We start from the raw sequence: 18,215 nt of genomic DNA, 5'->3' as shown, positions 1-18,215 counted from the left end.
TTAGTTGGTCAAACCGCGTTGCGGGTTGATGGCGCCTGGGCCAGTCAAACACAAATTATCCAAGTTTTTGCAAATTCGCAGCGCCACATATGATCGTGCGCGCAGACACTTTGGAAGAGGATTTGGAACTATTAACCCAGCAGGCGGGGCTAACCTGGCAAAACCCGCCTACCGCACCCCTGCCGCAAAGCCCGGCGCTCTCGGAAATCTATGTTACGGAGCTCGAGGCTTTGACCCGCGAGGACTATGCTGCGGATTATTCCAATTTTGGCTTTAAACCATTAGAGTTTTAGGCCGCGACCGAGCTTGGGCCTTCCTGCAAGATCGCGAGCAAGGTGCTGGCGCTCTCGTTGTTGCGCAGTTTCATGCAAACATCAGAATCACGCAGCGTCCGCGAGACCAGGGCCAAAGCCTTCAGATGCTCCACACCGCTATTCAACGGGGCAAAGAGGGCAAACACCAAATCGACCGGCTGACGGTCTACGGCGCCAAAATCAATCGGTCGATCCAATTTAATAAAACAGCCCACTATGCGATCAAGATTTTCAAGACGTGCATGGGGCAGGGCGACACCGCGCCCTACGCCAGTTGGACCCAAATTTTCGCGCTCCAGCAGGGCCGCGACCACTCCATCACAATCCATATCATAGACCTGCGCTGCCATGGTGGAGAGGTCGTGGAACAAACGTTTTTTGCTGCCCACAGATTGCGCGCAACGCACGGCGTCGGGATGAATAATTTCAAGTAGATCCATTAATAATCCTAGTTGTATTTTAGCTTAAGTCGGGTCGACCCATCCAATATTGCCATCGTCACGGCGGTATACAACATTCACTCCATTATGACCTTCGTTTTTAAAGACGAGAACCGGCGCCCCCGCGAGTTCCATCTGCATAACGGCCTCTCCTACAGACAGGGATTGGATTTTTTGTTCCATCTCCGCCACAATTAGAGGTTGCAGACTTTCCGGTTCGTTATCGGTCGAATCGTCCTGTTGAGCGAGGATATACGAGGATGCTTCCGAGAATTCAACGGGCTGCGCGCGTTCTTTATGATGATCTTTCAATCTGCGCTTATATCTGCGTAATTGTTTCTCCATTTTGTCAGCAGCAGAGTCAAAAGCGGCATATATTTCATGATCATGCGCTTTGGCTTGCGCCGTTAACCCGGTCGACAAATGTACACTGACCTCACAGACAAATTCATTGGAGCTGCGCGAGAATATAACCGACGCATCCGTTGGTCGCTCTGCGTATTTTGAGGCTATGGCGTCCACAACAGATTTTACATGAGCCTGAAGTGCAGCGCCAATGTCGATTTGTTTTCCGGAAATTTGATATAGCATTTGGTCTCCTTTTTGTCAGCCTCAATATGACCAGCCAGGGGCGCGTTGGGCCATATCAATCACGCCTCACGATCCCATACATGGTCGCAAGCTGCAGCGAGCAGTTTGTTTGAATTGGCTGAATATTATGACAACATGTCACAACTCTATTTGGCCAAATATCCAGGGCAATTGTCAACTCAAAATTGAAAATTAGCTCAATCTGAAATTTTCGCCCAGATAAACACGCCGAACATTTTCGTCCTCAACGATTTCTTTCGCAGTGCCGCTGCGCAGAACCACGCCGTCATGCAGAATATATGCGCGATCGACGATATCGAGCGTTTCTCGGACATTATGATCGGTGATCAACACCCCAAGACCGCGCTTTTTCAGATCTGATACCAAATTGCGAATTTCCCCAACCGCGATTGGATCTACCCCGGCAAAAGGCTCATCTAACAGCAAATATTTTGGGTTTGCCGCCAAGCATCTCGCAATTTCAACCCGTCGGCGTTGACCGCCTGACAGCGCAAGCGCTGGGGACCGACGCAGATGTTCAATAGAAAATTCATTGAGCAATTCTTCCAAGCGCTCTGAGCGTCGATCTCGGTCTTTCACGCTCAATTCCAGGACTGCGCGAATATTGTCCTCAACATTCATGCCGCGAAAAATCGATATTTCTTGCGGTAGATACCCAATGCCAAACCGGGCCCGCCGATACATGGGCAGGCGCGTGACATCGCGGCCATCAATGCTCACCCGCCCCCCCTCGGGCGTGACCAGCCCAGCGATGGAATAAAAACAGGTGGTTTTGCCCGAGCCATTTGGCCCCAAAAGCGCCACAACTTCACCACGGTGCAAATGCATGCTCACGTCACTGATGACCAACCGTTTACGGTAGCTCTTTCGCAGCGACTCTATTTTGAGGCCACCCTTGCCATCTGAAATTTCAAACTGCGGATACGGCATTATTTGGATCCACTTGGCAGCACAGTACGCACGCGACCCTCCATCACGGCGCCCCCCGTATCAAGATCAATTGTCAGAAGATCGGCGGATAGGCTTACAGGGCCCTGGTTGAGCAAAACAGCACCTCGCATCCGCAATTCGCGCCCGGTAAGATCATAATTCGCGCTGTCCGCTTGGGCTGACTCCGTCGGTGACACCAAAAGAACACTTCCGCTGGCAGACAGCCGCGCGATCCCGCCAGCCTCCAGATAGGTGACATCCACAAGATCTGCGGATAGGCGCATATCCCCCTGAGCAATCACAACATTGCCCTCAAACCGCGCGGCGCCATTTGTTTGGCTGACCGTGAGCCTGTCGGCCAAAATTTCAACAGAAGCCTCTGGATCACTTTGAAACCCATCCAAGGACAGGGCGGTTTGCGCCGAAACGGCAAAGGCCCCGCAAGCTGTCGAGAGCAGAAATGTAATGAGCAGCAAAATGTGGCGCACGGATAACCTCAATCAATAAGTTTTGGAGAGTATACCAGCCGCACATCATTTATGAAAACGATTTGCTGATCGTCGGCGGCCATTTGCAGATGCATTTCCCCCGCAGTGATCGCGCCCACGGCGGTCACCCCCTGAAATCCACCTTTGGCAGACGCCACACCCTGCTTGAGATTCATGTCCAAGACCTCGGTTGTCAGCCAAAAATCTGGCAGCGCTGCAATATGAACATTCTTTGAGATCTGCGCGGTTTGCGTTGCCGAGTCCAAAGCGCCCCGCCCCGCGGTAACTTGGACACTATGGTCATTGGTGGATCTGAGCACGACAGATAGATCGGTGATCTCAAGAATTTTTGCATTTTCAACCTGCGGTGAGGCATAGGCCGCAGAGAGGGCAATTTCTATGCCATTGCTGGCGATGCCGGTGAAATACGGCTGTGTAATACGCTGTTCGCGGATAATTTCAGCAACGTTATGTTCGGCATAGGGCAAGGATTGGGTCACGTCCACTTTTCCAGAAAACAGAAAAATCGTCGACAACAGGCCCAGCGCAACGATGGGCAACAGGGTTTTAAGCCATGCTACAAGCGCCGAATAACCGTCGTCGAAGGAAAAATGCATAGGTCTCTCCGCTATCGAATCTCAGCCTAAGAATGGGCAAAGATATCGCTGTCTGGCCAACCTGCGAGATCTAGCTCTGCCCGCGTGGGTAAAAAGTCAAAGCAAGATTGCGCCAACTCCATGCGCCCCTCACGGATCAGCATCTCATTCAGCCGCTCATGCAATTCATGCAGGTAAAGCACATCGGACGCTGCATATTCCACTTGCGCCTTAGACAAATGCGCCACGCCCCAATCGGAAGACTGCTGTTGTTTGGAAATATCCACGCTGAGCAATTCTTGCAGCAGGTTTTTCAACCCATGCCGATCCGTGTAAGTTCGGGTCATGCGACTGGCAATCTTTGTGCAATAGACCGGCGCAGTCAAAGCCCCAAAAGCCTCCTTCATGGCTGCGATATCAAATCGGCCAAAGTGAAATAGTTTGAGAACACTGGGATCTTCCAGCATCCGGCATAGATTAGGCGCCGAAGTTTGCCCCTTAGCCACTTGCACCAAATGCGCATGGCCATCACCGCTGGACAGCTGCACCACACAAAGACGGTCGCGCTTAGGGTTCAGCCCCATAGTCTCACAATCAATGGCCACAATTTGGCCTAGATCCAAGCCTTCCGGCAAATCGCCTTTATAAACATGATTCGTCATTGTGATCCCTTGTATTTGAGCCGGTCCTATCGCCTGCCTGCCCCTCTAGAGCCTTGCTGTCAATTCAATATAGACCCCGAAACGTCGCGCGTCACCCTTCGCCCTTCGCTTTGATATAGCCACTGCCTAAAAAACGATTTATCTGCAGTTTACCAATTCATGCCATCACACGATCAGGAGCCTGAAAATGCGCAACACTGGAAAGACAATTGTTAATAGCTGGAATGAATGGGACCCGCTGCGCCATGTCATAGTTGGCCGGGCGGACGATTGCCATATTCCAGCGGAAGAGCCCGCTCTAGACGCTAAGGTACCAGAAGATAGCGATATGCGTGGCCAATGGGGACGCAGGCCACAAGAAACGATTGATCGCGCCAATGAGTTGCTCGATAATTTCGCCAGTCAGTTGGAAAAACGTGGCATTCGTGTGGATCGTCCCACATCAATTGATCACTCTGTGCCAGTGCAGACGCCAGATTTCTCAACCCAGAGCCAATTTGGCTGCATGCCGCCGCGCGACGTCTTGCTGACCGTCGGATCCGAAATGCTCGAAGCAACCATGTCTTATCGCTGTCGCTGGTTTGAGTACTTGAACTACCGCCCCTTGATGCAAAAGTATTTTGAAGAAGACCCGAATTTTCGTCATGAATCTGCGCCCAAGCCTCGGTTGACGGATGCGGATTATCATCCCGATTACCTATCTGAAAAAATTGGTGTTGAGAAACGGCTAAAATGGACGGCTGAGAAATTCTTTGTCACCACCGAGGAGGAGCCATTGTTCGACGCCGCCGATGTTCTCCGGTTTGGCCGCGATTTGGTGGTTCAACATGGGTTTACCACCAACCTTAAAGGAATCGAGTGGCTGCGCCGCCACTTCCCAGAACATAGGGTGCATGCGGTGAATTTCCCAGGTGACCCCTACCCCATTCACATTGACGCAACATTCACCCCCTTGCGGCCCGGGCTCATCTTGAACAATCCACAGCGCCGCCTGCCTGATGACCAGCGCGAGATGTTCCAAAAGAACGATTGGCAGATTGTCGATTCCGCCCAACCGGCCCATAATGCACCGCCACCTCTATGCTATTCCTCCACATGGCTGAGCATGAATGTTCTCGTCCTAGACCCAAAAACTGTTTGTGTCGAAAAATCTGAGGTCTATCAGGCGGAACAAATGGACAAGCTGGGCATGGAAGTGGTCGAGGTCGACCTACGAGATGCCTATGCCTTTGGCGGCGGGCTGCATTGTTGTACTGCAGATGTTTACCGCGAAGGCGTCTGTGAGGACTACTTTACAAAGGTCTGAACCGGCTCTTTAAGCGCACAACTCGATAGGCCCTTTTCCATTTTGGGGAAGGCCTTTTTGGTGAAACAGTCGTATTTTCAGTTGCACCCAGCTCACAAAAGCCCTGCCCTGCTTTGAAGGCAGCACCGATACATTATGCCTCAATGTACATTGGCAACGTCGGTGATCACATCCGCGCCAGAAGCTCTGCATGTTTCGCCGTAAAGTCTTGCCGCACCTCCAGAGGGGGGCGCAAATGGAGGGTTAAGCTGCCAGCAAGATTGGCGTCCACCCTGCCGAACAGCCGATCCGCTTCCGCCCGCGAAAACCCTGCCAGCTGGGTGGCTTCCAACCATGCACTAATCTTGTCAGCTTTTTTAATCTGCTTTTTTAATGTCGAGGCCGTGACGGCCGGCAGTCCAAAACGGATATGAATGGCAGCGGTCAACCGTTTGTCGAGATCATCATATCCTGGTCCGACCGATGCCTTTACAGGAGAGATCATATCTCCAATAACATATTCTGGCGCATCGTGCAGAAGCGCGGTTAATCGATGCGCAGGCGAGGCCTTAGGATGAAGGCACAAAAAAATCTGTTCAACCAACAAAGAGTGTTCCGCCACAGAATAGGCAAAATTACCAACGGTTTGGCCGTTCCAGCGCGCCACAAAGGCCAACCCATGAGCGATATCTTCCACCTCAATATCAACCGGTGTCGGATCCAGCAAATCCAGCCGACGACCAGAGAGCATCCTTTGCCATGCGCGGGGTTGTTTCATAAGTGCCTGCCCTTTTTCGCGATAGGTTAACTTGCGCCCTGCCCTATTGTCGAGAGAGCAACGCAATGTTATGGCGGCACAAATCTTGAATCCCATAGACAATAGAACCCCATGAGGACCGTTAAATGGCACATGACTATATCGTAAAAGACATCTCTCTGGCTGCATTCGGTCGTAAGGAATTGGATATCGCCGAAACTGAAATGCCAGGGCTAATGGCGTTGCGGAAAGAATATGGGGCCTCCAAGCCTTTGAAAGGCGCACGCATTGTTGGCTCATTGCATATGACCATCCAAACCGCTGTCCTGATTGAAACACTCGTTGATCTTGGTGCAGATGTGCGCTGGGCCTCTTGCAACATTTTCTCCACCCAGGATCACGCCGCAGCAGCAATCGCCGCAGGCGGCACGCCAGTGTTTGCGATTAAAGGCCAGTCCTTGGAAGAGCATTGGGATTATCTCGACCGGTCTTTCATGTTCCCAGAAGGTGCAAACATGATCCTTGATGATGGCGGCGATGCGACGCTCTATGTGCTGTTGGGTGCACGGGTGGAAGAAGGTGAAACCGATCTTATCGAGGTGCCAAAATCCGAAGAGGAAGCGGCCATCTTCGCTCAGATCAAAAAACGCATGTCCGAAACACCCGGTTGGTTCACAAAAACCCGTGCCGCAATCCAAGGTGTGTCCGAAGAAACCACCACAGGCGTGCACCGCCTGTACGAATTGGTCAAACAAGGCCAGCTCCCCTTCCCCGCCATCAACGTGAACGATTCAGTCACCAAGTCAAAATTCGACAATAAATATGGCTGTAAAGAATCACTGGTCGATGGCATCCGCCGCGCCACTGATACGATGATGGCTGGTAAAGTGGCTGTCGTTTTGGGTTATGGCGATGTGGGCAAAGGCTCTGCTGCCTCCTTGCGCGGTGCCGGTGCGCGTGTGAAGGTCACGGAAGTCGACCCCATCTGTGCATTGCAAGCCGCCATGGATGGCTTTGAGGTTATACTGCTTGAAGATGTTGTGTCCAGCGCAGATATCTTCATCACCACAACAGGCAACAAGGATGTCATCCGCATCGAACATATGCGTGACATGAAAGATATGGCGATCGTCGGCAACATCGGTCACTTCGACAATGAAATTCAGGTCGCCAGCCTCAAGAACCACAAATGGACCAATATCAAAGAGCAGGTAGACATGATCGAAATGCCAAATGGCAATCGTTTAATCCTGCTTTCGGAAGGTCGATTGTTGAACCTCGGCAATGCCACTGGCCACCCCTCATTTGTGATGTCCGCCTCCTTTACAAACCAAGTCTTGGCACAAATTGAGCTTTGGACCAAAGGAAATGACTACAAAAATGACGTATACATCCTGCCCAAACATTTGGACGAAAAGGTGGCCCGTCTGCACTTGGATCGTATTGGAGTGAAGTTGTCGAAGCTCAATAACGAGCAAGCCGCCTACATTGGTGTGAGCTCCGAAGGCCCATTCAAGCCAGAGCATTATCGCTACTAAAACACTAAAACAGCCCGGCTTAAATCGCTGGGCTGTTTTTTTGCGTAAAACTTATATTTCAAAAACAGCCCACGGCGTCACTAACGCGGGCTACGTTTTGCCAAGATACGCTGCAGTGTCCGGCGATGCATGGACAGGCGCCGCGCTGTTTCACTGACGTTGCGGTCGCACAGCTCAAACACCCTCTGAATATGCTCCCAGCGTACACGATCCGCGGACATTGGATTCTCTGGGGGCGGGGGCAATTCATCCCCAGTGGCTAGAAGGGCATTCGTGATATCTTTGGCGTCGGCTGGCTTGGACAGATAATCCGTCGCACCAATCTTCACAGCCGCAACTGCCGTCGCAATCGCTCCATAGCCGGTCAAAACCACAACCCGGGAGTCAGGACGCTTCGCGCGCAGGACTTCCACAACATCCAGACCGTTGCCATCTTCCAGCCGCAAATCCACGACCGCGAATGCCGGAGGGCGCGCTGTGGCAATCGCCCGACCTGCGGCGACAGAACCGGCTTGCTCAACCGAAAATCCGCGTTTTTCCATCGCTTTTGCCAAACGCTTTAGAAACGGCTCATCATCATCTACCAAAAGCAAAGATTTATCTTCACCAATGTCCCGCGGCTCATTTGCCATGATCTGATCCTTCCGATTTTCTTTAAGTTAACAAGATGGTTCGAATATGGCTAGTATCAAGGGGCCCTCAAAACACAGGCCAAGCGATCCGCAACCACCTCTGGGGAAAGATCACTGCGCAAGAAGTCAACAAAGCCGACATCTGGAACCATAAAATAAGAAAAACTTGAGTGGTCCATAAGGTAATAGTCCTCACTTTCGCTCGGTTGCTTGCGGTAATAAGCCTTATAAGCTCGAGCTGCTTTCGCAATCTGCTCTGCGGTGCCAGTTAAACCCACCATTTCGGGATGGTTATTGACAACAAAATCTGCCAAATATTCAACTGTATCCCGCGCTGGATCAATTGTGATAAACACTGGCTTCACCTTAAGGCCCGCATCAGCCAAAATTTCGACCGCTACCACATTGCGCGCCACATCCATGGGGCAGACGTCCGGACAAAAAGTGTAACCAAAATAAACCAAAGCGGGTTGATCGAGAACCTGGGCATCCGTCACCATTTGCCCCCTATGATCCATGAGCTCAAACGGCCCACCAATATTGCCACCCGCAACTGAGCCTTCAATACAATCCTCAAATCGCTGTGCAGGCAACATGATCTGGGTCATCGCAAAGGTCACCGCCAGCGTCACAACAACCGCGGAACCAGCAAAGGCTGCGAATTTCGTCACTGACATCATGGCCCCCTTATGGTTTCTAAGATACTCCTATGACATATCTTACAAAGATGCAGCCTCAGATCGTCACGGGAACATAAAATGTCACAGTCCAGAATCGGCTATATCGACCAAAATGCTCGCAGCAATTGGATGCGCTTGCGTACGCTCGTGACCGTGCGTTGGGTGGCAATTACTGGGCAAATATTAGCACTGGCTGTTGGGCAAGAGCTTTATGGCCTCTCTTTGCCGCTGGGCCCCTGCGCTGCAGTGATTGGCCTATCAATCATTGCCAATATTTTTGCGGGTCTCATCTTCCCCGACAATCGCCGCCTGTCTGAAGCTGAAACGGTTTTCACCCTGCTGTTCGACACGCTGCAACTGTCCTTGCTCCTGGCTTTCACCGGAGGACTCAACAACCCATTTGCCCTGCTGATTTTGGCCCCAGTCACAATCGCCGCTACAGTGCTTCCCACCCGCTCAACGCTTCTTTTAGCCTCTTGTGCAGTGGCCATTACCACCGCCGTCGCTTTGGTTCACCTGCCCCTGCGCGCTGCGGATGGGGGGGTACTTGAAATGCCAATGGTTTTTGTATTCGGCTTTTGGGTGGCTATTGTCACAGGCATCATCTTTATCTCGATCTATACCCGTCGCGTGACTGCTGAAATGACCTCGATGTCAGAGGCGCTTTTGGCTACGCAAATGGCCTTGGCGCGGGAGCAAAAACTGACCGACCTCGGCGGCGTTGTGGCCGCCACAGCACATGAATTGGGCACGCCCCTCGCAACGATAAAATTGGTCAGTGCAGAATTGATGGAAGAGCTGAAAGATACCGAACCCCTACATGCCGACGCCCAGCTTATCAAAGAACAAGCCGAACGATGTGGCGCAATCCTTCGCTCCATGGGACGCGCTGGAAAAGAAGATCTGCACCTGCGCACCACATTGTGGTCCGCTCTGGTACAAGAAGCAGCGGAGCCGCACCTTGACCGCGGTAAAACTGTCACCTTCGCTTTTGAAGCCAATCTGGAAACCGACCCCGATCAACCGCTCACCTTCCGCAAGCCCGAGGTGATCCACGGCTTACGCAATTTAATTCAAAACGCGGTGGATTTTTCCCAATCCGAAGTGCGGGTGGATATTCGCTGGAACAAAGACACTTTGGTCGTAACAATTTCCGACGATGGGCGTGGATATGCACCGCAAGTCATCAATCGCATCGGCGATCCCTTTGTCCGCCGCCGCAATCGATCCTCTGCGGAGGGCGCCCGCCCCGGATATGATGGCATGGGGCTTGGACTATTCATCGCAAAAACCCTACTCGAAAGATCTGGCGCGCAGCTGGAGTTTTCCAATGGAACACGGAAAGATCCACTTCGTGGTGCTATCGTGACCAGCACTTGGCCACGCCACAAGCTGGAAGCCAAAAATGGGCCTGTTGGTAAAAACCAACAAATAAAAATTGGTTGAGCGATTAATTCGGTATTAAGACCCTTGCGCCACACTGCGCCCGAAAGGGTCTTAATGTATTGGGAATCGTTGAACAAAATTTGTTGATCTCGGGCTTGGTGTTTCTTGCAACGCTGGTAGCCATGTCTTCGGGATATGCCTTGCTACGCAAGAACCTGAGCGAAGCAGCCCGGGCCCTGCGGGCCGACCATTCGCATCGAAGCACCGGCCAAACTGCCGGGGATTCATATGACCACAGGCCAAATGCAGCTGAGCTGCATCCATATCCCATCTGGATTACCAGCCATGACCGGCGCGTCACATGGGGCAATAAAACAGCTCTGAAAAATCCCTTTCGGGCTGTCTTCAGCTTTGGCAAAAACAGATGTTGCCACATGACGCCTGGAACAAAATGCGCGGAACAGTCTTGAGCCGTGGCGATCGAAAATGTTGGAAGGCTGTTTTATCCTCAAAAAAGGGTCAGCCATTCGCCTTGCAATGTACCCCACAGGCCAATCGTCTCACGTTGATTGAACTTGGCCCGGGCAACCAACCTGCTAGCGTCACCCATCAGCAATCAGTGGCCTAATTTTCGCTTGCAGCATCGGGTGCCCGCCGTATTGTACCCCCATGCACGCCCCGCCCTTGTCTTCCCAACCCAACGTCACGCACAATGGTTCGATCGCGAGCTCTGTTGGCCAACGGCGTAAAGCCACGAGGACGGAGACGTTGGCATGAATCGCAGCGCTGATATTGACGCCTTCCTACAAGCCGCCGGTTGGGACATGGCACAGCGCGCGCCATTGGCGGGAGATGCTGGCAATCGAAAATATGAACGTTTGATCCACCCAAAAAAGGGCCCCGCCATATTAATGGATGCCGACCCAATCAGCGGCGAAGATATCCAGCCCTTTCTTAATATTGCCGCGCATCTGAAAGGATGTGGCCTATCTGCGCCTGAGATTTATGCCGCAAATCACTCTCTTGGGCTGATCCTTTTGGAGGATTTCGGCGATCAGCTGCTTTTTGATGTCGCCAACACCACCCCTGAGCTCGAATACCCACTCTACCAACTGTGCCTCGACGCTCTGAACCAGTTGCACCAAAAGCCGCCGCCGCCGAAGGTCGGATCCTATTTTCCGCAAGCTATGGCGCAGGCTGCTGAGATTACCCTACAGTGGTATTGCAGCCCAGACATCGCAGCGGCCATTGCAACGGAGCTGCGCCAACACTTGGACAGCCTCGACTGGACACATCCCGTTCTCGTCCTGCGCGACTACCATGCGCAAAATGTCGTCTATCGACCTGAGCAATCCGGACTGGCGCAAATTGGGCTCTTGGACTTTCAAGACGCCGAACTCGGCCACCCGCTGTATGACGCCGCTTCACTCATCCACGACGCCCGCCGCAGCTTACATCCCGATGTTGAGCGGTGGCTTAAGGATACGCTGGACCAAACCTACGCCGGCTCAGATGATTTTCACCGTGCATTGTCCACCCTGAGCGCCCAGCGCAACCTCAGAGTTCTTGCCCTATTCGCAAGGCTATGTCTCAGAGATGGCAAGCCCGGATACCTTAAATTGATGCCACATGTTTGGAACAACCTTTGGCGTGATTTATCCCACCCAGATCTGTCCGATCTGTTCCGGCTCTGCCAATCCCTTCCCGAACCCACGCCGGAACTACAATCAGAATTGAGAGCCAAATGCGCCAGCCGCCCGATGAGCTAATGCTATTTGCTGCCGGTTTTGGCAGTCGCATGCAGCCACTCACCGTTGATCTCCCCAAACCGCTGATCCCCGTGGCTGAGGAAAGCCTGCTTGATCGAACATTGACGCTCGCGACAGCGGGCGGAATTACCAAAACTGTGGTCAACACCCATTATCTAGGCGATAAAATCGCAAAACATTTGGAAAATTACCCAGCTCAGGTTGTGCATGAACCCAATATCCTGGACACCGGCGGTGGGCTCAAAAATGCCAGTAAGTTCTTTAACGGGCCAGTAATTTTTACCAGCAACAGCGATGCCATATGGTCTGGGCCCAATCCCTTTTCCTATCTATTTCAAAATTGGCGCGACGACTGCGATGCATTGCTCCTCTGTGCGCCCATAAGCCAAGTCAGCGGCCGCACAGGACCGGGAGATTTCTCCATTTCTCAAGACGGCGGGGTTACCCGGGTTGGGAGTTTTGTATATCTCGGTGTACAGATTATTCGACTGGACACAGTGCAAAACGTTCGAGAAACACAGTTTTCGCTCAATATCATTTGGGATGAATTAATGGCAAAAAACACTCTGCGCGCGTGCCTCTATCCGGGGCAATGGTGCGACATCGGCAGACCCGAAAATATTGCCCTTGGTGAAAAATTGCTGGGTACAAACCATGTTTGATGATCGGCCAAAATTTCGCGTTTTTGGCACCTATTCAGGTCAAGCCTTCCCAGACACATTGCTCGATGGGTTAACCACACGTCTGCAAGAGGGGCCTCCGGAACACTGGGCGCGGGTTGAAGTCTATGTCAACACGCAACGCATGCAGAGGCGATTAGCCGAGTTATTTTTGCAAGGCCCCGCGCGCTTGATGCCAAGGTTTACTTTGGTCACAGATTTGGCGCATGACCCACTTCTGACGGATCTTCCAATGCCAGTCCCAACTCTGAAGCGCAGGCTGGAAATTGCACAGCTGGTGCGCCTATTGATCCAACGCGTTGAGGGGCTGGCGCCGGCAAGCGCTATCTTTGATTTGGCCAATAGCCTGGCAAGTTTGATGGATGAAATGCAAGGGGAAGGCATCGCACCCGCTGTCATTGAAAGTCTTGACATTTCCGATTTCTCAGGCCATTGGGAGCGCGCACTACAATTTATCGCCATCGTGCAACGCTATTTTGAAGGTGGTGAAGCGCCAGATCAAGAAGCCCGCCAGCGGGCCAGCGTTTTGGCCCTTACTCTGCGTTGGCAAGAAAACCCGCCAGACCATCCGATCTTACTGGCCGGCTCAACCGGATCCCGCGGCACAACTTTTCATCTGATGAAAGCGGTCGCAGGGTTGCCGCAAGGTGCCGTGATTTTGCCAGGATTTGATTTTGACATGCCGTGCCGGGTTTGGGCCGAGCTGTCAGATCCAAAAACCAGCGAAGACCATCCACAATATCGATTTTCGCGCCTGCTGAATGCCTTGGATCTTACGCCGGATCAAGTCATACCCTGGACCGAAGCGGCACCGCAGGCGGCGGCTCGCAATCGATTGGTATCCTTGGCTTTGCGCCCAGCGCCAGTGACCCATCACTGGCGGCAGGAGGGGCCATATCTGACAGAGCTTGACCGAGCCACTCAGGATATCACCTGGCTAGAAGCGCCGAACCAAAGAGTCGAGGCAAAAGCTATTGCGCTGCAGCTGCGGCACGCCGCGGGACTGGGGCAAACAGCTGCGGTGATAACCCCCGATCGTAATTTGACCCGGCGCATAGCAACAGCGCTGGCTGCATGGGATATCACCCCCGATGACAGCGCCGGAATTCCCTTGAGCCTGACAGCACCGGGTCGGTTTTTGTTGCATGTCTTAGATCTGGCACAGCCACAGCTCACCTCTGAAACCCTATTGGTCTTGTTGAAACATCCGCTCACCCATTCTGGCGAAGGCCGTGGTCAACACCTACGCAACGCCCGCGAGCTCGAGCTTTATCTACGCCGCCGCGGTCCGGCCTTCCTAACACCACAGACCCTCTTAAAATGGGCTGAGGCCCAAGATCATTATCGCCCATGGGTAGATTGGATCAATGCCAACATCTTTGATCAATGGCCGGAGGGATCTCAGCCGCTGGAGGATTGGATCGCGCATCACCGCAAGCTCGCAGAGCAATTGTCAGCGGGTCTCTTTGGGCAGGATGGCGAGCTGTGGGAACAAGCTCCCGGGCGCGACACGAAAACGGAGATCGAGAACCTTATAAAATACGCCCCAGCTGCGGGAGATGTTGAGCTCATCGATTATAGTGCCATTTTGCGCGGTGTTTTGAACGCTGGACAAACCCGCGACCAAAATCATGTGCATTCCAATATCAGGATTTGGGGTACGTTGGAGGCTCGGGTACAAAGCGCCGATCTGGTCATTCTTGCCGGATTAAATGACGGCACCTGGCCCGAGCCCCCAGCCCCAGACCCTTGGCTGAACCGCAGCTTGCGGTTGCAAGCGGGTCTGCTTTTGCCAGAACGCCGCATTGGTCTGTCAGCTCATGATTTTCAACAGGCCATTGGCGCCAAAACCGTTTGGCTTACGCGATCCTTAAGATCCGATGATGCGGAAACCGTACCCTCCCGCTGGCTCAATCGAATTGAAAACCTATTGAACGGGCTTGAAAAGCTAGGTGATGATTCATGGATGGACCGCATGCGCGCCCGAGGTAAAGATTGGCTTGGAAAAGTCGAAGCCCTAGAGGAGCCACAAGACACTCCGCTGAGCACCAGACCTTCGGTCGCTCCGCCGGTGGCGTGCCGGCCTGAAAGCTTGGCGGTAACGGACATCAAGCACCTGATCCGTGACCCCTATGCAATCTATGCCAAACGCATTTTGAACCTAAAGCGCCTAGACCCGTTGAACAAATCGCCCGACGCCCCGCTGCGCGGGACGCTAATTCATGATCTTTTGGAAGCTTTTTTGCAGACTGGCCCCTGGGCCAGTGCAGAGGCCGCCAAAGCAACGCTCCTAGCCATGGCGGAAGAACGGTTTCAAACCACCGTGCCCTGGCCCGCTGCGCGCAGACTGTGGCTGGCCCGCGTGGTTCGATTTGCTGACTGGTTTGTCACGCAAGAGCTGGTGCGCCAAGCCAGCACCATCATGACCAAAACGGAAATTAAGGGTGAAATTAACCTGCCCGAGCTCAATTTTACACTCAATGGCACGGCTGATCGAATTGACATTTTGAAAGATGGCACAGCCCATATCTACGACTACAAAACTGGCAAGCCGCCAACGCCCGCACAACAATTACATTTTGACAAACAGCTCCTGCTGGAGGTTGAGATCCTGCGGCGCGGTGGATTTCTTGGATTGGGACCACTCAAAGTGGCGGGGGCAACCTATATCGGCCTTGATAATTCACCCTGTGAACTATCGGCTCCGATGGATGAGGCGGATGTGTGGTCAGATTTTTCCAAATTGATCCGCGCCTATCAATCTGCCGAACAGGGCTATACCGCACGACGCGCAATGCTAAAAGCAGACGCTTCGTCCGATTATGACCACTTGGCCCGCTACGGTGAATGGACCACCAACCAACGCGCCACAGTCATCAAGGTGTCAAAATGAAATTGAGTGATGCAAGCCTCCGACAAATCGAAGCCGCCCATCCGGCGCGCTCGACATGGCTCGCGGCCAATGCGGGCTCTGGAAAAACGCGTGTGCTGACAGACCGTGTGGCGCGGCTGTTGCTTGATGGGGTAATGCCGCAAAACATTCTGTGTCTGACATATACAAAAGCTGCGGCGTCAGAAATGCAAAACCGGCTTTTCAAGCGACTGGGTCGCTGGACTATGTTGGACGATGCCAAGCTTTTGGAAGAGCTGGCCAGCCTTGGCGTAGAGCGCGGCCTCGAGCCAGAAGACATTGAACGGGCCCGAACGCTCTTTGCCCGCGCGGTGGAGGCTCCCGGTGGTTTAAAAATTCAAACCATCCATTCCTTCTGCGCCTCAATCTTGCGGCGTTTTCCGCTCGAAGCGGGTGTAAACCCACAATTTGTCGAGATCGACGAACGGGCCCAAAATCTTCTTCTTGATGAGGTGGTGGAAGGCATTGCAGATGGCTCTGGGCGATCCAGCTTTGATGGTATCGCAGAACATTTGACTGGAGCAGAATTACAAAATTTTCTGCATTCAATCTTGCATTTGGATCATCATTTCGACACCTATCCCGACGCAGATGGTATTTGGGAGGCGCTCGGCCTGACGCCCGGATATAATGACGCCGACCTGGCACACGACTTTTTCTTGCCTGACGATCTCCAGCACATTGAAGAGCTTCGAGCGCTCCTGCTGACCAAGGACGAAACGGGCCACGACTTTAAAGCCGGTCTTAAATTACAGGCCATCAACGGCCCAACACTCACAACTGCCGACCTTCCGACGTTGGAATCCGTATTTTTAAACAAGACGGGCAAAGCCCCAGGCTCAGCCAAAATAGGATCGTTTCCCACGAAGGCCACGCGAGCTGAATTGCCCAGCATGGCACAGGTTGAGGCGCTTATGTCACGCGTTGAAGCCGGGCGGCATAGCCGCTTGAACCTGAATGTCGCAAAACGCAGCCTCGCGCTCTATGATTTTGCCACTGAGTTTGTCAGCACCTATCGTGCACGAAAACAGGTGCGGGGATTTTTGGACTTTAATGACCTTATAGTGCGCACACGCCATCTTCTTTCTGATGAGCGTGTCGCCACATGGGTCTTATTTCGCTTGGATGGTGGCATTGATCATATTTTGGTGGATGAGGCCCAAGATACCAGTCCAGCGCAATGGGATGTCATCCGACTCCTCGCACAGGAATTCACATCTGGTGAGGGCGCGCGGGCAGATGTGCCCCGAACAATCTTTGTTGTGGGCGATAAAAAACAGTCAATCTATTCCTTCCAAGGCGCAGACCCGGATGGGTTTGACCGGATGCGTGACCAATTTTCCCAAAAATTGCGTGAAATTGATCAGCCGTTTCAATCGACCACTTTGGATCACTCCTTTCGCTCATCGTCGGCGATCTTGGGTGTTGTGGATCAGGTCTTTGCCAATCGCAACGGACTTGGTTCAGGATCTGCACATTTGGCGTTTAAAAAAGATCTTCCAGGCCGCGTTGATGTTTGGCCTGTGTTTCAAGCCCCTGATAAGGCTGAACCGCACCATTGGACTGATCCGGTCAATGAGGTGTCAACAGATCACCAGGACAAACAATTGGCTGATGCTCTGGCCGAGCATATCTGTGATCTAATCGAAACTGAGACGCTTACTCAGCTAGATGACAAGGGGGTCGCCTTTCAGCGTAAGATCACCGCTGGCGATTTTTTAATTCTGGTTCAGGGCCGTCAAAAACTGTTATTTAGAGAAATCCACCGGGCCTGTAAGGAAGCCCGCCTACCAATAGCTGGAGCCGATCGTTTGAAAGTCGCCGCCGAGCTGGCGGTTCGCGACATCCGTTCCTTGCTGGCCTTTTTGGCGCTACCGGAAGACAATCTGTCTTTAGCCGAAGCGTTGAAATCTCCACTTTTTGGGTGGTCCGAACAAGATCTGTATAGCCTTGCGCAGGGGCGAGACTCGCCCCTTTTGTGGCGCAGTTTGCAAAACCGTGAAGTGGAATTTCCACAGACTGTTCAACGGCTGACTGAGCTCCGCGATCTTGCGGATTTCAAGCGCCCGTTTGAATTAATCGAACATATATTGACCACCCGCGGTGGTCGATCAGCTTTGTTGGGCCAATTGGGGCCAGAGGCTGCCGAAGGGATTGATGCTTTGGTCAGTCAATCTCTTGCCTATGAGCGCAGCAATATTCCCAATCTCACTGGGTTTCTCCTCTGGCTGGACGCGGATGACCTGGAGATCAAGCGCCAGATGGACAGTGTTGGTGACAAAATTCGTGTGATGACCGTCCATGGCGCCAAGGGCTTGGAGGCGCCAATCGTCATTTTGCCCGACACTGCGCCACGCAAAGCCCCCAAGGCGGCCACTGAGTCATGGCCCATAATAATGTCGCTATTTGGCCTCCAAACAAAGATTTCATACCGGCATGGGTTAAAAGCCAGCCTGACTGACATGTGCAAAGTCAGCAAAAGGAAGAGAGCGTGACCGTCTGCTTTATGTTGCCATCACCCGCGCGGAGAGCTGG

Annotated in this window: 17 protein-coding genes; 8 read left to right on the top strand and 9 right to left on the bottom strand. The window is 52.8% G+C overall.

Annotated elements, in window-relative coordinates; genetic code table 11:
• The first annotated feature begins 89 nt into the window (after positions 1 to 89).
• Positions 90 to 293, top strand: coding sequence for a hypothetical protein (locus ABLW18_RS06835; protein WP_347824087.1), 204 nt, complete (start codon positions 90 to 92; stop codon positions 291 to 293).
• Here ABLW18_RS06835 and ABLW18_RS06830 read toward each other — a convergent pair.
• The 6 genes from ABLW18_RS06830 to ABLW18_RS06805 form a co-directional block, all read right to left on the bottom strand.
• Positions 290 to 754 (bottom strand): PTS sugar transporter subunit IIA, encoded by a 465-nt coding sequence (locus tag ABLW18_RS06830; protein WP_347824086.1) that lies wholly within the window; start codon positions 752 to 754, stop codon positions 290 to 292. The two genes, ABLW18_RS06835 and ABLW18_RS06830, sit on opposite strands and share 4 nt — an antisense overlap.
• Positions 755 to 778: 24 nt before the next feature.
• On the bottom strand, positions 779 to 1,345 hold the full coding sequence (raiA, locus tag ABLW18_RS06825; RefSeq protein WP_347824085.1) for a ribosome-associated translation inhibitor RaiA: 567 nt from the start codon (positions 1,343 to 1,345) through the stop codon (positions 779 to 781).
• 192 nt (positions 1,346 to 1,537) lie between these two features.
• Complete coding sequence (lptB, locus tag ABLW18_RS06820) at positions 1,538 to 2,296, bottom strand: LPS export ABC transporter ATP-binding protein (RefSeq protein ID WP_347824084.1); 759 nt, start codon at positions 2,294 to 2,296, stop codon at positions 1,538 to 1,540.
• Positions 2,296 to 2,784 carry an LptA/OstA family protein gene (locus ABLW18_RS06815; RefSeq protein ID WP_347824083.1) on the bottom strand — a complete coding sequence of 163 codons (489 nt, stop codon included), beginning with the start codon at positions 2,782 to 2,784 and terminating at the stop codon, positions 2,296 to 2,298. The genes lptB and ABLW18_RS06815 overlap by 1 nt, the downstream gene beginning before the upstream one ends.
• A gap of 8 nt (positions 2,785 to 2,792) precedes the next feature.
• Positions 2,793 to 3,401: an LPS export ABC transporter periplasmic protein LptC gene (gene lptC, locus ABLW18_RS06810; protein ID WP_347824082.1), complete on the bottom strand. Its 609-nt coding sequence runs from the start codon at positions 3,399 to 3,401 to the stop codon at positions 2,793 to 2,795.
• Between the two features lie 26 nt (positions 3,402 to 3,427).
• Entirely contained in the window at positions 3,428 to 4,042 is a 615-nt protein-coding gene (locus ABLW18_RS06805; RefSeq protein ID WP_347824081.1) for a ribonuclease D, read from the bottom strand.
• Positions 4,043 to 4,229: 187 nt separating this feature from the next.
• Here ABLW18_RS06805 and ABLW18_RS06800 point away from each other — a divergent pair, with 187 nt between their 5' ends.
• Positions 4,230 to 5,348, top strand: a complete 1,119-nt coding sequence (locus ABLW18_RS06800; protein ID WP_347824080.1) for a serine/threonine protein kinase — start codon at positions 4,230 to 4,232, stop codon at positions 5,346 to 5,348.
• A gap of 166 nt (positions 5,349 to 5,514) precedes the next feature.
• Here ABLW18_RS06800 and ABLW18_RS06795 read toward each other — a convergent pair whose 3' ends face one another.
• Complete coding sequence (locus ABLW18_RS06795) at positions 5,515 to 6,105, bottom strand: hypothetical protein (RefSeq protein ID WP_347824079.1); 591 nt, start codon at positions 6,103 to 6,105, stop codon at positions 5,515 to 5,517.
• A 125-nt stretch (positions 6,106 to 6,230) separates the two neighbouring features.
• On the opposite strand from ABLW18_RS06795, the gene ahcY reads away from it, so the two are divergent.
• Positions 6,231 to 7,622, top strand: coding sequence for an adenosylhomocysteinase (gene ahcY / locus ABLW18_RS06790; protein ID WP_347824078.1), 1,392 nt, complete (start codon positions 6,231 to 6,233; stop codon positions 7,620 to 7,622).
• An 80-nt stretch (positions 7,623 to 7,702) separates the two neighbouring features.
• Here the strand turns inward: ahcY and ABLW18_RS06785 are convergent, their stop codons facing one another.
• Positions 7,703 to 8,254, bottom strand: a complete 552-nt coding sequence (locus ABLW18_RS06785) for an ActR/PrrA/RegA family redox response regulator transcription factor (protein WP_347824077.1) — start codon at positions 8,252 to 8,254, stop codon at positions 7,703 to 7,705.
• A gap of 56 nt (positions 8,255 to 8,310) precedes the next feature.
• Positions 8,311 to 8,931, bottom strand: a complete 621-nt coding sequence (locus ABLW18_RS06780) for an SCO family protein (RefSeq protein WP_347824076.1) — start codon at positions 8,929 to 8,931, stop codon at positions 8,311 to 8,313.
• A gap of 81 nt (positions 8,932 to 9,012) precedes the next feature.
• Here ABLW18_RS06780 and ABLW18_RS06775 point away from each other — a divergent pair, with 81 nt between their 5' ends.
• From ABLW18_RS06775 to addA, 5 genes are all read left to right on the top strand, one after another.
• A complete protein-coding gene (locus ABLW18_RS06775; RefSeq protein ID WP_347824075.1) occupies positions 9,013 to 10,380 on the top strand; it encodes a sensor histidine kinase RegB in 1,368 nt (455 codons plus the stop codon).
• A 713-nt stretch (positions 10,381 to 11,093) separates the two neighbouring features.
• Positions 11,094 to 12,089, top strand: a complete 996-nt coding sequence (locus tag ABLW18_RS06770) for a phosphotransferase (protein ID WP_347824074.1) — start codon at positions 11,094 to 11,096, stop codon at positions 12,087 to 12,089.
• Positions 12,065 to 12,751 carry a nucleotidyltransferase family protein gene (locus tag ABLW18_RS06765; RefSeq protein WP_347824073.1) on the top strand — a complete coding sequence of 229 codons (687 nt, stop codon included), beginning with the start codon at positions 12,065 to 12,067 and terminating at the stop codon, positions 12,749 to 12,751. The genes ABLW18_RS06770 and ABLW18_RS06765 overlap by 25 nt, the downstream gene beginning before the upstream one ends.
• Positions 12,744 to 15,662 (top strand): double-strand break repair protein AddB, encoded by a 2,919-nt coding sequence (addB, locus tag ABLW18_RS06760; RefSeq protein ID WP_347824072.1) that lies wholly within the window; start codon positions 12,744 to 12,746, stop codon positions 15,660 to 15,662. Before ABLW18_RS06765 ends, addB begins: the two co-directional genes overlap by 8 nt.
• Positions 15,659 to 18,175, top strand: coding sequence for a double-strand break repair helicase AddA (gene addA / locus ABLW18_RS06755; protein WP_347824071.1), 2,517 nt, complete (start codon positions 15,659 to 15,661; stop codon positions 18,173 to 18,175). Before addB ends, addA begins: the two co-directional genes overlap by 4 nt.
• Positions 18,176 to 18,215: the final 40 nt, after the last annotated feature.

This window comes from uncultured Planktomarina sp. (assembly GCA_943788425.1).
Classification (GTDB): Bacteria; Pseudomonadota; Alphaproteobacteria; order Rhodobacterales; family Rhodobacteraceae; genus Planktomarina.
The sequence above is the reverse complement of the archived record's forward strand: the minus strand, read 5'-3'. Positions and strand labels throughout refer to the sequence as shown.

Bases quoted from the DNA above. Each gene is read 5' to 3' on its own strand.
- ABLW18_RS06835 (WP_347824087.1), top strand. From the start codon at position 90: ATGATCGTGCGCGCAGACACTTTGGAAGAGGATTTGGAACTATTAACC.
- ABLW18_RS06830 (WP_347824086.1), bottom strand. From the start codon at position 754: ATGGATCTACTTGAAATTATTCATCCCGACGCCGTGCGTTGCGCGCAA.
- raiA (WP_347824085.1), bottom strand. From the start codon at position 1,345: ATGCTATATCAAATTTCCGGAAAACAAATCGACATTGGCGCTGCACTT.
- lptB (WP_347824084.1), bottom strand. From the start codon at position 2,296: ATGCCGTATCCGCAGTTTGAAATTTCAGATGGCAAGGGTGGCCTCAAA.
- lptC (WP_347824082.1), bottom strand. From the start codon at position 3,401: ATGCATTTTTCCTTCGACGACGGTTATTCGGCGCTTGTAGCATGGCTT.
- ABLW18_RS06805 (WP_347824081.1), bottom strand. From the start codon at position 4,042: ATGACGAATCATGTTTATAAAGGCGATTTGCCGGAAGGCTTGGATCTA.
- ABLW18_RS06800 (WP_347824080.1), top strand. From the start codon at position 4,230: ATGCGCAACACTGGAAAGACAATTGTTAATAGCTGGAATGAATGGGAC.
- ABLW18_RS06795 (WP_347824079.1), bottom strand. From the start codon at position 6,105: ATGAAACAACCCCGCGCATGGCAAAGGATGCTCTCTGGTCGTCGGCTG.
- ahcY (WP_347824078.1), top strand. From the start codon at position 6,231: ATGGCACATGACTATATCGTAAAAGACATCTCTCTGGCTGCATTCGGT.
- ABLW18_RS06785 (WP_347824077.1), bottom strand. From the start codon at position 8,254: ATGGCAAATGAGCCGCGGGACATTGGTGAAGATAAATCTTTGCTTTTG.
- ABLW18_RS06780 (WP_347824076.1), bottom strand. From the start codon at position 8,931: ATGTCAGTGACGAAATTCGCAGCCTTTGCTGGTTCCGCGGTTGTTGTG.
- ABLW18_RS06775 (WP_347824075.1), top strand. From the start codon at position 9,013: ATGTCACAGTCCAGAATCGGCTATATCGACCAAAATGCTCGCAGCAAT.
- ABLW18_RS06770 (WP_347824074.1), top strand. From the start codon at position 11,094: ATGAATCGCAGCGCTGATATTGACGCCTTCCTACAAGCCGCCGGTTGG.
- ABLW18_RS06765 (WP_347824073.1), top strand. From the start codon at position 12,065: ATGCGCCAGCCGCCCGATGAGCTAATGCTATTTGCTGCCGGTTTTGGC.
- addB (WP_347824072.1), top strand. From the start codon at position 12,744: ATGTTTGATGATCGGCCAAAATTTCGCGTTTTTGGCACCTATTCAGGT.
- addA (WP_347824071.1), top strand. From the start codon at position 15,659: ATGAAATTGAGTGATGCAAGCCTCCGACAAATCGAAGCCGCCCATCCG.